Source organism: Sphingomonas sp. CFBP 13720 (genome assembly GCF_014842075.1).
GTDB lineage: Bacteria > Pseudomonadota > Alphaproteobacteria > Sphingomonadales > Sphingomonadaceae > Sphingomonas.
Window position 1 is genome coordinate 315,918 of sequence record NZ_JACYVA010000004.1, and the last position, 13,652, is coordinate 329,569.

The window sequence follows — 13,652 nt, forward strand, 5'->3', positions numbered from 1 at the left end:
GGATATGACGAAAGTAGCGATCAACGGGTTCGGACGCATTGGTCGTCTGGTGGCGCGCGCGATCCTCGAACGTCCCGATTGCGGGCTGGATCTGGTCACGATCAACGATCTGGCGGACGCCAAGTCGAACGCATGGCTGTTCAGCCGCGATTCGATCCACGGCAAATATCCGGGTCAGGTCGCGGCGGACGGCGACGATCTGGTCGTCGACGGCAAGCGGATCAAGGTGACGGCGGAGCGCGATCCCGCGAACCTGCCGCACCGTGAACTCGGCGTCGAACTGGTGCTCGAATGCACCGGCTTCTTCACCGACCGCGCCAGCTGCCAGAAGCATATCGATGCCGGTGCGAAGCGCGTGCTGATTTCCGCGCCCGGCAAGAATGTCGACCTGACCGTCGTATACGGCGTCAACCATGAAAAGCTGGAGGCCGGTCACACGATCGTGTCGAACGCGTCTTGCACGACCAACTGCCTCGCGCCGGTCGCAAAGGTGCTGAACGATGCCATCGGGATCGAACGCGGCCTGATGACCACGATCCACGCCTATACCAACGACCAGAAGATCCTCGACCAGATCCACCCTGATCTGCGTCGTGCACGTGCGGCGGGGATGTCGATGATCCCGACGACCACCGGCGCCGCCCGCGCGGTCGGTGAAGTGCTGCCGGAACTCAAGGGCCGGCTCGACGGGTCGGCGGTTCGCGTCCCCGTGCCGGACGGCAGCCTCGTCGACCTGACCTTCACGCCGAAGCGCGACACGACGAAGGACGAGGTCAACGCGATCCTGAAGGCGGCGTCCGAATCTGGCCCGCTCAAGGGCGTGCTGGTGTTTTCCGACGAGCCGCTGGTGTCGATCGATATCGTCCATACCCCGGCGTCGTCGACGATCGACAGCCTCGAAACCGCCGTGCTCGACGGCAAGCTGGTCCGTGTGGTCAGCTGGTACGACAATGAATGGGGTTTCTCCAACCGCATGGTCGACACCGCGACCGCGATGGCGAAGCTCGGCTGAGGCGGATGGCGGGCGGTATCCTAAAGGGCATCGCCCGCCACGCCTTTTCGCGTGGACCGATCGAATTGGTCCAGACGGTGCGGATCACCGTCGAAACCGGTCTTGACGGCGATTTTCGTGGTGCGCTGAAACCCGGCCGCAACGAGCGTCAGGTGTCGTTGATGGAAGTCGACGACTGGGCGCGTGCTATGCGCGACGTCGGCCACGACCTGCCATGGTGGGAACGGCGGGCCAACCTGCTGGTCGAAGGTTTCGATCTGCCGCAGACGCGCGGCGCGCTGCTTCGCGTGGGACCGGTATTGCTCGAAGTCACCAAGGAATGCGATCCGTGCAGCCGCATGGAGACGATCGCCGAAGGATTGCGTGGCGCGCTGATCGCGGATTGGCGCGGTGGTGCGTTGACGCGGGTGATCGAGGGTGGCGTGATCGCGGTCGGCGATACGATAGTTTTGGAACAACCCCGTTAGGTTCGAGCCTGCCGAGAACCCTTCTCGACGGACGCACTCCGGCTTCGCTCGATGCCGCTCGAACCGAACGACTTTTGGGAGGCACGACATGAGCCGCAATTTCAAGACGCTGGACGACATGGGCGAACTGACCGGCAAGCGGGTGCTGGTGCGCGAAGACTTGAACGTGCCGATGGCCGACGGCGCGGTGACCGACGATACGCGGCTGCGCGCGACGATCGGCACCGTCACCGAACTGGCGGACCGTGGCGCGATCGTGCTGATCCTCGCGCATTTCGGCCGGCCCAAGGGGCAGCCGAACCCGACCATGTCCCTGGCACCAGTCGTCCGGCCGCTCAGCGACGTTCTGGGCCGCGAAGTGCGCTATATCGACTGGGAAGGCGACGCCGCGAATGTCGCGATGCTCCGCCCCGGCGATATCGCCGTGCTGGAGAACACCCGGTTCTTCGGCGGCGAGGAAACGAACGACCCGGCGGTGGTCGCGCGGTTTGCGGCGCTGGGTGATCTATACGTCAACGACGCCTTCTCCGCCGCCCATCGCGCGCATGCATCGACCGAAGGTCTGGCGCACGTCCTGCCCGCCTTTGCCGGGCGGCAGATGGAGGCGGAACTGGACGCGCTCGACAAGGCGCTGGGCAACCCGCAGCACCCGGTCGCGGCTGTCGTCGGCGGTGCCAAGGTGTCGTCCAAGCTCGACGTGCTGCGCCATCTGGTGGGGCAGGTCGATCACCTCATCATCGGCGGCGGCATGGCCAATACGTTCCTTGCCGCGCGTGGTGTGAATGTCGGCAAGTCGCTGTGCGAGCATGATCTGACGGGTACTGCCGACGATATCTTCGCGGCGGCGGAGAAGGCGAACTGCACCATCCATCTGCCCTATGACGTGGTGGTCGCGACCGAGTTCAAGCCGAATCCCTCGACGCGCACGGTCAACGTCCACGAAGTCGCCCCCGACGAGATGATTCTCGACGTAGGGCCGGCGGCGACGGAAGCGCTGGGCGACGTGCTGAAGAATTGCCGTACGCTGGTGTGGAACGGGCCGATGGGTGCGTTCGAGACGCCACCGTTCGACGTGGCCACCGTTGCGCTGGCGCGTACGGCGGCTGCGCTGACGACCGACGGATCACTGGTATCGGTCGCCGGCGGTGGCGATACCGTCGCCGCGCTCAATCAGGCCGGCGTGGGCGATCAGTTCAGCTTCGTATCGACCGCTGGCGGTGCCTTCCTCGAATGGATGGAGGGCAAGGCATTGCCCGGCGTCGCCGCACTGGCACGCTGAACGACGGTTTTGTCGCGGGTCTCATGGGGCGTCGACCGGCAAGGTCGGCGCCCTTTCCTGTTTAATCTGACGGTTGCCCAATAACACGCTTGATCCTCACGGCCGCCCGGCTTAACCGTTCAACACGTTAAACGGCGAGGGCAGGGTGCTAGGCGTACGACTCGACAGTGAACTGGAAGAGCGGCTTGCGAACGTCGCCCGATCGCAGGGCCGGTCGAAGAGCGATATCGCGCGCGATGCCGTGCGTCGGTACGTCGAGCTGCACGACGAAGCGTTTCGTGCCGAGGCCCGCCGCCAGTCCGAACGCGCCGCTGTCCGCGACGACGGCGCCGACTGGGCGTTTTTCGACCGGGTCGAGGCCGAGGACGGGCGATGGAAATAATCCGGGGCATGATCGTGCTGGTCGAAGGACCGGAGGGGCTGTCGACCAAGCGCCGGCCGTTTCTCGTCGTCCAGTCCGATCTGTTCAACGAAGCGCACGCCTCGGTCACGCTGGTGCCGATGACCAGCCTGACCGGCGGTGAGACACTGTTCCGCGTGCCCTTCGCGCCTTCCGACACGACCGGCATCACGGTCGAGAGTGAGGCACAGGTCGACAAGCTCAAGACCCTGCGCCGCAGCCGCATCGTCCGCGTGCTCGGTCAGGCAACTGCAACATCCATGGAGCAGGTGGACCAGGCGCTCCGGCGCTGGCTCGCGCTCTGAACTCCGCGAAACGAAGGGGACCGAAATGAACAAGTCCGAAATGACCGCGAAGATTGCCGATGGACAGGGCTTCATCGCCGCACTGGACCAGAGCGGCGGGTCCACGCCGAAGGCGCTCAAGGGATATGGTGTCGAGGACGGCGCATGGAGCGGCGACGAGGCGATGTTCGGGCTGATCCACGACATGCGCGCGCGCATTATCCTGTCGCCCGCCTTTACCGGCGACAAGGTGATCGGCGCGATCCTGTTCGAACGCACCATGGACGGGCAGGCGGGCGGCGTGTCCGTGCCGCAGGCGCTGGCCGACAAGGGCGTTGTCCCGTTCCTCAAGATCGACAAGGGGCTGGAGGACGAGGCGAACGGCGTGCAGCTGATGAAGCCGATGCCCGAACTCGACACGCTGCTGGCGCGCGCGACCAAACTGGGCATCTTCGGCACGAAGGAACGCTCGGTCGTCAATCTCGCCAACCGCGAAGGCATCGCGGCAATCGTCGAACAGCAGTTCGAGATCGCGGATCAGGTGCTGGCCCACGGGCTGATGCCGATCATCGAACCCGAAGTGAACATCAAGAGCGCCGAACGCGCCGACGCCGATGCGATCCTGCTCGACGAACTGGTCAAGGCGCTCGACACGCTGACCGGCGACGACAAGATCATGCTGAAGCTGTCGCTGCCTGAGAAGGCGGGCCTGTTCCAGCCGCTGGTCGATCATCCCCGCGTGCTGCGCGTAGTCGCGCTGTCCGGCGGGTTCGCGCGTACGGAAGCCTGCGTTGAACTTGCCAAGAATCCCGGCATCATCGCCAGCTTCAGCCGCGCACTGCTCTCCGATCTTCGTGTGCAAATGAGCGAGGAAGAGTTCGACGCCGCGCTCGGACAGGCGATCGACGAGATTCATTGCGCCTCGACCGAAAAGACGCCGGTCGCGGCGTAACCGGCACGGTGCCGACCCGTATTGTGGGCGGCGACATGCGGTCGCCGCCCGTACGCATGCCGGCACCGCGTCGCTCCGTATAATCGGTGGCATTTGCGTGCCGATCGGTCTCGAACGTACGGAACAGGCAGCTGCGATCGTCGCCGCCAACGTAATTGCTTGTGGCGGAGTATGATGGGCAGTCAAATATCCGGCAGGCCTTCCTCCTGCCGACAGTTAGGGCATTGCCGCTTCGCATCGGATTTCGCCCGTATCGCTTTGCGGTTGACGTAACCCGTCGGGCATTCCTCGCGAACTTCGCGGAATGAATCAGGAATATCTTGGACGCGTCTGTTTTAGAAACAAAAACTGCTCAGTACGTGGCTGAACGATCCGTGCGACCTTCCTGCGCGATGCAAAGGCCCCCGGCGACGCGAAGACTTTCCGGGCAAGGGCGATCCGGGAAAGATTCCTATCGCGTTTTTACCCGAACCCGATTGGCCCGTTGCGCTACGGTGACGAACGGCGCCGTTGCGGGTCGGCACGAGGACTGAACTGAAGTTGCTCTCCCCAAACCGGATAGCGCCAGACGCATTCATTCCTCCACCTGCGCAGCGGGTCGGGCGACCATCCCCGCGTCAACGACGACACGCGGAAGGCGACGCATGATGCGTCTAATGCGCCGCGCTGGTTCGGTAAGGGACGGCTGCGACCGAACCGCTCCATAGGGCGGCACCGCGCGACGGATTCACTGGATCGACGCTGTCCTACACGGCTGCTTGCTGCCATCGTCGATTCTCGGACGGTCATCGTCCACGCTCTTTCGCTTCGTAGCCCGTTCGGCATCGACCGTTCCGGCGCAGCCGATCGCGTCCGCTCGCAATTGCGCACGAGTGTGACTTTCGTGACCTTTGGCCTGCAAACCCGCTCGCGCACGGCGCGCAAGTGTCGATTCCATGAACTTTGATGCGTGCGCCCTTCCGTCGCCGTCGCCGCTGGGGCAGGGAGGCACCATGACTTTGAACGAAGACCCGCTCGGCCCGCTGTCCCCCGATTTCGCGAAGCAGTTCGTCCGCGACCAGCGGCGACCGCCGTGCCAGCTCTATCTCGTATCGCCGCTCGACGTGACCGGCGCGTTTCCCGACCGGCTGGCGCGCGCGTTCGATGCCGGGCCAGTGGCGGCGTTCCAGTTCCGGGTGAAGGACGTCGACCAGCACGCCGCCGCGAAGCTGGCCGAGCCGCTGCAGCGCATCTGTGCCGACCATGACGTCGCGTTCCTCGTCAACGACAGCATCAGCCTCGCCAAGCGGCTGGGCGCGGACGGCGTCCATCTCGGGCAGGAGGATGGCGATCCGCGCGAGGCGCGCGACGTGTTGGGATTGAACGCGCAGATCGGCGTGACTGTCCACGACAGCCGCCATCTTGCGATGGAAGCGGGCGAGGCGGGGGCGGATTATGTCGCCTTCGGCGCATTCTATCCGACTACGACCAAGGAAGTGCGGCACGTGCCCGAGCCGGTGATCCTGTCATGGTGGTCGGCAGTGTTCGAACTTCCCAGCGTGGCGATCGGCGGCATCACGCCGGCCAATGCCGCACCGCTGGTCGCCGCAGGCGCGGATTTCCTCGCGGTGTCGGGCGCGGTGTGGAACGGCGACGAGGCCGCAGCGGTGCGCGCCTTCAACGAAGTCCTCGCGAAATAGGACGAACGAAACCAGCGCCGGTCCGGTTCGTTGTCTTTCCTCAACGAGATGCGGGTGAGGGCAGGACATGAAGCGATTGGCATTGGCGACGATGATGACGATGGCGGCGGGCGTTGCGATGGCGCAGTCGCCGCCGCCGGTTCCGGCGTTCGAGCCCGCCGTCCTGCATGCGCAGGTGCTGCTCGACCGGCACGGCTTTACCTCCGGCGTGATCGACGGCAAGGGCGGCGCGGCGCTGATGAAGGCGTTGCGGGGGTTCCAGACCGCGAAGGGGCTGCCGGTGACGGGCAAGCTCGACGCAGTAACGTTACGGGCGCTCAACCCTAACATGCGTCCGGCAACAGTGACCCTGACCCTGTCCGACCGTGCGCTGGCCGGACCCTATGTGAACCCGACGCCGAAGGAATATGCGGATCAGGCGAAGCTGCCGACGCTGGCCTATCGATCGCCGCTCGAAAAGCTGGCGGAGATGTTCCACACTACGCCGGCCACGCTCGTCGCGCTGAATAGCAGCGAGACGAAGTTGCGGGCCGGCACGTCGGTCGTGTTTCCCAACGTACTGCCGGCATCGCGCGCCTACCCGGGTGATCTGAGCGAGACCTATCGCAAGACGCTGGGCGATCTGAACGTCGACGCGACCCAGCCACAGGCGGACCGGGTGGTGGTGGACAAGTCGGAGGGCTGGCTGCGCGCCTATGCCGGCGATCGCATCATCGCCCAGTTCCCCGCGACGATGGGATCGGCGACCGACCCGCTGCCGATCGGCAAATGGACGATCAAGGGCGTCGCCGCCAATCCCGACTGGCAATATAATCCGGCGATCCTGAAGCGTGCCGACAAGTCCGATGAGAAGCAGGTCGTGCCGCCCGGCCCGAACAATCCGGTCGGTGTCGTATGGATCGACCTGTCGAAACCGCATTACGGCATTCACGGCACGCCCGAACCCGAAAAGATCGGCCGGACCGAAAGCAACGGATGCATCCGGCTGACCAACTGGGATGCGGCGCGATTGTCACTGATGGTGAAGCCGGGGGTGCCCGCAATCTTCCAGCCGTAAAATGAACCGCATCGGCTGTATCTTCATTGGTCTGTTCGCGGCACTGATTGCTGCGGCGATGGCGCTGGTCGATTTCGGCGGATCGGGTGCCGCCCGACCGCGCCGGGCGGCACCCGTGACGGTTGAACGCACCGCCGTGCCCGACGGCATGCTGACGCTACCGGTGCAGGGTGTCGCTTGGCGGGAGATCGCGCATAGCTGGGGCGACCTGCGTGGCGGCGGAATGCGGCGGCATACCGGCACCGACATCATGGCACCGCGTGGCACCCCGGTGATTGCCGCCGCTCCGGGATCGGTGGAGAAGCTGTTTTTCAGCCGGGGCGGCGGCGGGATCACCCTCTATGTCCGCTCGCCCGACCGGAGACTATCCTATTACTACGCGCACCTCGACGGCTATGCGGCCGGCATGCGCGAAGGGATCGCCGTGCGCGCGGGGCAGGTATTGGGCTATGTCGGCGACACGGGCAACGCCGGGCGCGGCAATACGCATCTCCATTTCGGGATTGAACGGCTGATGCCAGGTGAGCCGTGGCATCGCGGGCGCTCGATCGATCCCTATCCGCTGCTTGCCCACGGACGGCCGCAGGGCTAAGGGCGCTGCTTCGCTCTTTCCAACAGGTATGGTTCCATGAAGATCAGCGGCGTCGACATTCGCCCCGGCAACATCATCGAGTATGAAGGCGGCATCTGGCGCGCGGTGAAGATCCAGCATACCCAGCCTGGCAAGGGCGGCGCGTATATGCAGGTCGAGCTGAAGAACCTGCGCGATGGCCGCAAGAACAACGTCCGGTTCCGCTCCGCCGAAAGCGTCGAGCGTATCCGGCTGGATACCAAGGACTTCCAGTTCCTGTATCCCGAAGGCGACATGCTCGTGTTCATGGACAAAGAAACCTATGACCAGGTGTCGCTGCCGCGCGACCTGCTGGGCGAGGCCGCCGCGTTCCTGCAGGACGGCATGGATGTCGTCATGGAACTGTATGACGAGGAAGCGATCAGCGTACAGTTGCCCGACACGATCGAGGCGCTGATCGTCGAGGCGGATGCGGTGGTGAAGGGGCAGACGGCGTCGTCGTCCTACAAGCCGGCCGTGCTCGACAACGGCGTTCGCGTGATGGTGCCGCCGCATATCGGCGCAGGCGTGCGCATCGTCGTCGACGTCTATGAGCAGACCTATGTGCGGCGGGCCGACTGAGGCGCGGCGGGTGGAAGTGTTGGTGTACGCCAGTGCCTCGACCTGCCAGCCCGACCGGCGCGCATAGCGCGACCGACGATATCGGCGTCGCTCGCGGCGCTGCTTCAGAAGTAACAGGAATTCGCCAATGTCCGCCCAGTCCGGTCTGATTACCGTCATGGAACGCGCCGTCCGCAAGGCCGGCCCGCGCCTGCGCCGCGATTTCGGCGAGGTCCAGAATTTGCAGGTCAGCCGCAAGGGACCCGCCGATTTCGTGTCGATGGCCGACAAGCGCGCCGAAGAAACGCTGATCGAGGAATTGCAGCGCGCCCGGCCGGACTGGGGCCTGTTGGTCGAGGAAGCGGGCGAGATTGCCGGCGATCCCACCCGTCCGCGCTGGATCGTCGATCCGCTGGATGGCACCAGCAACTTCCTGCACGGTATCCCGCATTTCTCGATCTCGGTCGCGGTCGAGGAACCGATCGGCATGGGCGGCAAGCCGGAGATCACCTGCGCGATGGTCTATAATCCGATCACGGACGAAGGCTTCTGGGCCGAAAAGGGCCGGGGTGCATGGTTGCAGGGTCAGCGCCTGCGCGTGTCGTCGCGCCGCGACCTGTCCGAAGCGCTGATCGCGACCGGTATCCCGTTCCTCGGCCACGGCAATTTCGCCGAATGGACCCGCATCTTCGGCGCGGTCGCGCCCGAGGTTGCCGGCATCCGCCGCTTCGGATCGGCCGCGCTCGATCTGGCCTATGTTGCGGCAGGCCGATTCGACGGGTTCTGGGAATCGGGCCTGAAGAAATGGGACGTCGCCGCCGGAATCTTGCTCGTCCGCGAGGCAGGTGGCTTCGTCACCGATTTCCGTGGTGCCGATCGCGCCTATGACAAGGGCGAGGTTCTGGCCAGCAACGAACAGATGCAGACTCGCCTGCACAAGCTGGTGGCCGGCGCACTCCGCTAAACCGGCGGATTCTCCGCCCACGCACGACCTGACCGGCACCTGTCCCGGGGCCGATGTCGTGGGTGCGTGAAACGCACTCGCAGCGTGCCGGTTTTGCGAGTGATTCTCATCCTGTTCCGCCCTTGAAGCGCTGTGGTCATCGGCCTAGAAGCCGGACCACTTATTCCGCAACCGCGAGAGACCCTGCCTTGGTCGACCTGTCGCAATATCTGCCGATCCTGATGTTCCTGGGCGTCGCCCTGGTGCTGTCGACGGCCTTCGTCGTGCTGCCGATGGTGGCGTCGCGTTTCACCGGTGCGCACAAGCCGTCGGCCGAAAAGCTGAGTGAATATGAATGCGGCTTTCCCGCATTCGAGGATTCGCGCAGCCAGTATGACGTGCGCTTTTATCTGGTGGCGATCCTGTTCATCATCTTCGATCTCGAAGCAGCCTTCCTATATCCTTGGGCAGTCTCGGTTTTCGACCTTGGCTGGACCGCGTGGATCTCGATGATGGTGTTCATCGGCGAACTTGCACTGGGTCTCGTATACGCTTGGAAGATGGGAGCTCTCGAATGGGAGTAGAATTGACCACGCCGCCGCACGGCTTCGGTGAGAGCAACGCGCTTGGCGGCGCCGTACAGGCTCCCGAACAGGGGTTCTTCAACGACCTGAACGGCGAACTGACGGACAAGGGCTTCCTCGTCACGTCGACCGAGGATCTGTTCCAGTGGGCGCGGACCGGGTCGCTGTGGTGGATGACGTTCGGTCTGGCGTGCTGCGCGGTCGAGATGATCCACGTCAACATGCCGCGTTACGACATGGAGCGCTTCGGCGCCGCCCCGCGCGCCAGCCCGCGCCAAAGCGACGTGATGATCGTGGCGGGCACGCTGTGCAACAAGATGGCTCCGGCACTGCGCCGCGTGTACGACCAGATGTCCGAACCGAAATATGTCATTTCGATGGGCAGCTGCGCCAATGGCGGCGGCTATTACCACTATAGCTACAGCGTCGTTCGCGGTTGCGACCGGGTCGTGCCAGTGGACATCTATGTCCCGGGCTGTCCGCCAACCGCCGAAGCGCTGCTGTACGGCGTGATGCAGTTGCAGCGGAAAATTCGTCGTTCGGGGAGCATCGAACGGTGAGGGCACCCGCACCCCGCTTTCTGGCCAACGACGGCGTGATCGATGCCGCCGCAGCGGCGCTGGGCGATATGTTGATCCATTCGCAGGATCTGGTCGGCGAGGTTTCGCTGACCGTCGATCGCGACCGTCTGGTGACTGCGATGGAGACGCTGCGCGACACGCCGGGCCTGAAGTACGAGATGCTCGCCGAGATTGCGGGCGTCGACTATCCCGAACGCCCCGAACGCTTCGACGTCGTCTATCACCTGCTGTCGATGACGCGGAACCATCGCATCCGCGTGCGGGTGACGACCGATGAAGACGCGCCGGTGCCGACGGTGACCGGCATCTGGTACAATGCCGGCTGGCTGGAGCGCGAAGTGTACGACATGTACGGCGTGCTGTTCAGCGGGAACGCCGACCTGCGTCGTATCCTGACCGACTATGGTTTCCGGGGTCACCCGCTGCGCAAGGATTTTCCGCTGACCGGCTATGTCGAGATGCGCTATTCCGAGGAAGCCAAGCGCGTAGTGTACGAGCCGGTGCAGTTGGCACAGGATTTCCGTACGTTCGATTTCATGAGTCCGTGGGAAGGGGCCGAATACGTCCTGCCCGGCGATGAAAAGGCCGCGGTGCCCAAGCCGGCGGTCGGACAGGCGCCAGGGTCGCCGTCACCGGTAACCGCAGATCAGGTCAAGCGCGCCGATGAGAGCGTGAAGCCCGCCCGCGCCGATGCGCCGGAGGTCAAGACGACTGAAAATACCGGACAGACCGGCGCGGGCAATCCGCATCCCGGCAACCGTCCGCAGGACAAGCCGGTCGATCCCGATGTGGTGCCCGGCAAGGGGGGGCAGAACCAGTGAGCCTCTTTTCCGAAAGCCCGATCCATGGCTGATTACGATCCGCTCGAAACCGCCCATGCCGCGCAGGGCGACGTCGAGATCCAGAACTACACGATCAACTTCGGTCCGCAGCATCCTGCGGCGCATGGCGTTCTGCGTCTGGTGACCGAGCTGGATGGCGAGATCATCGAACGGATCGATCCGCATGTCGGGCTGCTTCATCGCGGCACCGAGAAGCTGATCGAGTACAAGACGTACGCGCAGGCCCTGCCGTACATGGACCGCCTCGATTACTGCTCGCCAATGTGTATGGAGCACAGCTACGTTCTTGCGGTCGAGAAGCTGCTGGATATCGAGGTGCCGTTGCGCGCCCAGTATCTGCGCGTGTTCTTCGCCGAACTGACCCGCATCATGAACCACATGCTGAACCTCGGCTCGCATGTCATGGACGTGGGCGCGATGACGCCGAACCTGTGGATGTTCGAGCTGCGCGAAGACACGATGAACTTTTACGAGCGGGCGTCGGGTGCACGGATGCACGCGAACTTCCTGCGTCCCGGCGGTATCCGGCAGGACGTGCCGCTCAAGCTGCTGACCGACATTGCGGACTGGCTCGACACCCGTTTGCCGAGGCTGTTCGGCGATGCGATCAGCCTTGTCGCAGAGAACCGCATCTTCAAGCAGCGGAACGTCGATATCGGCATCGTCAGCCGTGAAGATGCGGTGCGGTGGGGCTTTTCGGGTCCGATGATCCGTGGTGCCGGCATTCCGTGGGATCTGCGCAAGTCGCAGCCCTATGACGCCTATGACCGGGTTGAGTTCGACGTTCCGGTCGGGACGCGGGGCGATTGCTACGACCGGTTCATGGTTCGTGTCGAGGAAGTGTACCAGTCTGCCCGCATCATGAAGCAGTGTCTGGCGCAGATGCCCGAGGGGCCGATCGCATCGCTCGATCGCAAGGTCGTGCCGCCCAAGCGGGCGGAAATGAAGCGGTCGATGGAAGCGCTGATCCATCACTTCAAGCTGTACACCGAAGGCTATCACGTCCCGGCGGGCGAAGTGTATGTCGCAACCGAAAGCCCGAAGGGTGAATTCGGCATCTACATGGTGTCCGACGGCAGCAACAAGCCGTACCGCGTGAAGATCCGCCCGACGGCGTTCAGCCATCTCCAGGCGATGGATTTCATGGCGAAGGGCCACATGCTCGCCGACATTACCGCGATCCTCGGCGCGATGGATATCGTGTTTGGCGAGTGCGACCGGTGAGCCGGATCGATACCGTGACGGCGATGATGGCGCGCTACAATGCCCGCGATGCGGAGGGCTATGCCGCTTTCTTTGCTGAGGAGGGTTGCGAAGCGCAGTATCGGGGCGACGTGGTCCGCGACGGACGGGCCGGGGTGGCCAGCGGTATGGCGGCGGTGTTCGCCGAATATCCGCAGAACCACGCCGAAGTTCTGCAATCGTTCGAGTTGGGCGAACGGGTCGTGTTGCACGAACGCGTCCGCCGTTCGCCCGAAGCCGAACCGTTCGACGTGATAACCGTCTATTCGTTCAGCGGCGACCGGGTCGACCGCGTGGAGTTCATTCGCTGATGGCCGACGCCCCCAACATTCCCGACGAAGCCGAAGTCCGCGCGCGCTGGAGTAGCTTCGCATGGTCGCCGGCCAATGCCGAAAAGGCGCGCGAGATCGTCGCCCGCTATCCGGCCGGGCGGCAGCAATCGTGCACGATTCCGTTCCTGGATCTGGCACAGCGTCAGGTCGGCACCGAAACCGCGACGCAGGGCTGGTTGCCCGTGCCGGTGATCGAGTTCGTCGCCCGCGAACTGGGCATGGCGTATATGCGCGTGTACGAGGTCGCGACCTTCTACACGATGTTCAACCTGGCGCCCGTCGGTCGCTATCACGTGCAGGTGTGCGGTACGACGCCGTGCATGCTGCGCGGGTCGGACGACGTCTTCGCAGCCTGCAAGAATCGCGGGCTGGTGAAGGGGCGGACGACGCCGGACGGGTTGTTCACGCTGACCGAGGTCGAATGCATGGGCAACTGCGCTTCCGCGCCGATGGTCCAGATCAACGATGATAATTACGAAGATCTCGATTACGACCGCATGACGGTGATCCTCGAAGCGCTGGGCCGTGGTGAGACGCCGAAGCCGGGCACGCAGGAGCCGGGCCGGCATACGGTCGAACCGGTCGGCGAACCGACCAACCTGTCGGCGATGATGACCGCCAACCACGACTATCGCCCCGAATGGGGCAACGCATCGTGAGGGGGCTCGGCCGCCTGTTGCTGGCGGTACTCGTCGGCATCGTTGTGCTGTGGATCGCGCTGAAGCTGTTCATCGGCGCGCTGAAGCTGGTCGGCGTGCTGATCGCCGTGGCCGCGATGGTCGCGGTATATTTCATCGCCGAAAAGGCGATCGGGAAGGGACGATAAG

18 protein-coding genes are annotated in these 13,652 nt (G+C 64.3%); all 18 read left to right on the top strand.

Going from position 1 to position 13,652, the window contains the following annotated elements:
- The first annotated feature begins 4 nt into the window (after nt 1-4).
- The 18 genes from gap (at nt 5) to IFT55_RS11275 (ending at nt 13,651) form a co-directional block, all read left to right on the top strand.
- Nucleotides 5-1,012, top strand: coding sequence for a type I glyceraldehyde-3-phosphate dehydrogenase (gene gap / locus IFT55_RS11190; protein WP_192091997.1), 1,008 nt, complete (start codon nt 5-7; stop codon nt 1,010-1,012).
- A 5-nt stretch (nt 1,013-1,017) separates the two neighbouring features.
- Nucleotides 1,018-1,479, top strand: a complete 462-nt coding sequence (locus IFT55_RS11195; protein WP_192091999.1) for an MOSC domain-containing protein — start codon at nt 1,018-1,020, stop codon at nt 1,477-1,479.
- A gap of 88 nt (nt 1,480-1,567) precedes the next feature.
- Nucleotides 1,568-2,758 carry a phosphoglycerate kinase gene (locus tag IFT55_RS11200; RefSeq protein WP_192092001.1) on the top strand — a complete coding sequence of 397 codons (1,191 nt, stop codon included), beginning with the start codon at nt 1,568-1,570 and terminating at the stop codon, nt 2,756-2,758.
- Nucleotides 2,759-2,903: 145 nt separating this feature from the next.
- Complete coding sequence (locus IFT55_RS11205) at nt 2,904-3,140, top strand: ribbon-helix-helix protein, CopG family (RefSeq protein ID WP_192092003.1); 237 nt, start codon at nt 2,904-2,906, stop codon at nt 3,138-3,140.
- 8 nt (nt 3,141-3,148) lie between these two features.
- Entirely contained in the window at nt 3,149-3,463 is a 315-nt protein-coding gene (locus IFT55_RS11210) for a type II toxin-antitoxin system PemK/MazF family toxin (RefSeq protein ID WP_197976420.1), read from the top strand.
- A 25-nt stretch (nt 3,464-3,488) separates the two neighbouring features.
- Nucleotides 3,489-4,394 carry a fructose bisphosphate aldolase gene (locus tag IFT55_RS11215; protein WP_192092005.1) on the top strand — a complete coding sequence of 302 codons (906 nt, stop codon included), beginning with the start codon at nt 3,489-3,491 and terminating at the stop codon, nt 4,392-4,394.
- Between the two features lie 992 nt (nt 4,395-5,386).
- Nucleotides 5,387-6,073: a thiamine phosphate synthase gene (gene thiE / locus IFT55_RS11220; RefSeq protein WP_192092007.1), complete on the top strand. Its 687-nt coding sequence runs from the start codon at nt 5,387-5,389 to the stop codon at nt 6,071-6,073.
- A 67-nt stretch (nt 6,074-6,140) separates the two neighbouring features.
- A complete protein-coding gene (locus tag IFT55_RS11225) occupies nt 6,141-7,130 on the top strand; it encodes a L,D-transpeptidase family protein (RefSeq protein ID WP_192092009.1) in 990 nt (329 codons plus the stop codon).
- Between the two features lies 1 nt (nt 7,131).
- Nucleotides 7,132-7,722, top strand: coding sequence for a M23 family metallopeptidase (locus tag IFT55_RS11230; RefSeq protein WP_192092011.1), 591 nt, complete (start codon nt 7,132-7,134; stop codon nt 7,720-7,722).
- Between the two features lie 36 nt (nt 7,723-7,758).
- Complete coding sequence (gene efp, locus IFT55_RS11235) at nt 7,759-8,322, top strand: elongation factor P (protein ID WP_192092013.1); 564 nt, start codon at nt 7,759-7,761, stop codon at nt 8,320-8,322.
- Nucleotides 8,323-8,449: 127 nt separating this feature from the next.
- Entirely contained in the window at nt 8,450-9,265 is an 816-nt protein-coding gene (locus IFT55_RS11240; RefSeq protein ID WP_192092015.1) for an inositol monophosphatase family protein, read from the top strand.
- A 188-nt stretch (nt 9,266-9,453) separates the two neighbouring features.
- Entirely contained in the window at nt 9,454-9,828 is a 375-nt protein-coding gene (ndhC, locus tag IFT55_RS11245) for an NADH-quinone oxidoreductase subunit A (RefSeq protein ID WP_192092017.1), read from the top strand.
- Complete coding sequence (locus IFT55_RS11250) at nt 9,819-10,388, top strand: NuoB/complex I 20 kDa subunit family protein (RefSeq protein ID WP_192092019.1); 570 nt, start codon at nt 9,819-9,821, stop codon at nt 10,386-10,388. The genes ndhC and IFT55_RS11250 overlap by 10 nt, the downstream gene beginning before the upstream one ends.
- Entirely contained in the window at nt 10,385-11,230 is an 846-nt protein-coding gene (locus tag IFT55_RS11255) for an NADH-quinone oxidoreductase subunit C (RefSeq protein ID WP_192092021.1), read from the top strand. Before IFT55_RS11250 ends, IFT55_RS11255 begins: the two co-directional genes overlap by 4 nt.
- 24 nt (nt 11,231-11,254) lie before the next feature.
- On the top strand, nt 11,255-12,475 hold the full coding sequence (locus IFT55_RS11260; RefSeq protein ID WP_192092023.1) for an NADH-quinone oxidoreductase subunit D: 1,221 nt from the start codon (nt 11,255-11,257) through the stop codon (nt 12,473-12,475).
- A complete protein-coding gene (locus IFT55_RS11265) occupies nt 12,472-12,804 on the top strand; it encodes a nuclear transport factor 2 family protein (RefSeq protein WP_342029292.1) in 333 nt (110 codons plus the stop codon). The genes IFT55_RS11260 and IFT55_RS11265 overlap by 4 nt, the downstream gene beginning before the upstream one ends.
- Entirely contained in the window at nt 12,804-13,484 is a 681-nt protein-coding gene (locus IFT55_RS11270) for a complex I 24 kDa subunit family protein (protein WP_192092025.1), read from the top strand. The genes IFT55_RS11265 and IFT55_RS11270 overlap by 1 nt, the downstream gene beginning before the upstream one ends.
- Nucleotides 13,481-13,651, top strand: a complete 171-nt coding sequence (locus IFT55_RS11275) for a hypothetical protein (RefSeq protein ID WP_192092122.1) — start codon at nt 13,481-13,483, stop codon at nt 13,649-13,651. Before IFT55_RS11270 ends, IFT55_RS11275 begins: the two co-directional genes overlap by 4 nt.
- Nucleotide 13,652 lies beyond the last annotated feature (1 nt).

Coding starts and splice junctions, on each gene's coding strand:
- gap (WP_192091997.1), top strand. CDS start 5: ATGACGAAAGTAGCGATCAACGGGTTCGGACGCATTGGTCGTCTGGTG.
- IFT55_RS11195 (WP_192091999.1), top strand. CDS start 1,018: ATGGCGGGCGGTATCCTAAAGGGCATCGCCCGCCACGCCTTTTCGCGT.
- IFT55_RS11200 (WP_192092001.1), top strand. CDS start 1,568: ATGAGCCGCAATTTCAAGACGCTGGACGACATGGGCGAACTGACCGGC.
- IFT55_RS11210 (WP_197976420.1), top strand. CDS start 3,149: ATGATCGTGCTGGTCGAAGGACCGGAGGGGCTGTCGACCAAGCGCCGG.
- IFT55_RS11215 (WP_192092005.1), top strand. CDS start 3,489: ATGAACAAGTCCGAAATGACCGCGAAGATTGCCGATGGACAGGGCTTC.
- thiE (WP_192092007.1), top strand. CDS start 5,387: ATGACTTTGAACGAAGACCCGCTCGGCCCGCTGTCCCCCGATTTCGCG.
- IFT55_RS11225 (WP_192092009.1), top strand. CDS start 6,141: ATGAAGCGATTGGCATTGGCGACGATGATGACGATGGCGGCGGGCGTT.
- IFT55_RS11230 (WP_192092011.1), top strand. CDS start 7,132: ATGAACCGCATCGGCTGTATCTTCATTGGTCTGTTCGCGGCACTGATT.
- efp (WP_192092013.1), top strand. CDS start 7,759: ATGAAGATCAGCGGCGTCGACATTCGCCCCGGCAACATCATCGAGTAT.
- IFT55_RS11240 (WP_192092015.1), top strand. CDS start 8,450: ATGTCCGCCCAGTCCGGTCTGATTACCGTCATGGAACGCGCCGTCCGC.
- IFT55_RS11250 (WP_192092019.1), top strand. CDS start 9,819: ATGGGAGTAGAATTGACCACGCCGCCGCACGGCTTCGGTGAGAGCAAC.
- IFT55_RS11260 (WP_192092023.1), top strand. CDS start 11,255: ATGGCTGATTACGATCCGCTCGAAACCGCCCATGCCGCGCAGGGCGAC.
- IFT55_RS11270 (WP_192092025.1), top strand. CDS start 12,804: ATGGCCGACGCCCCCAACATTCCCGACGAAGCCGAAGTCCGCGCGCGC.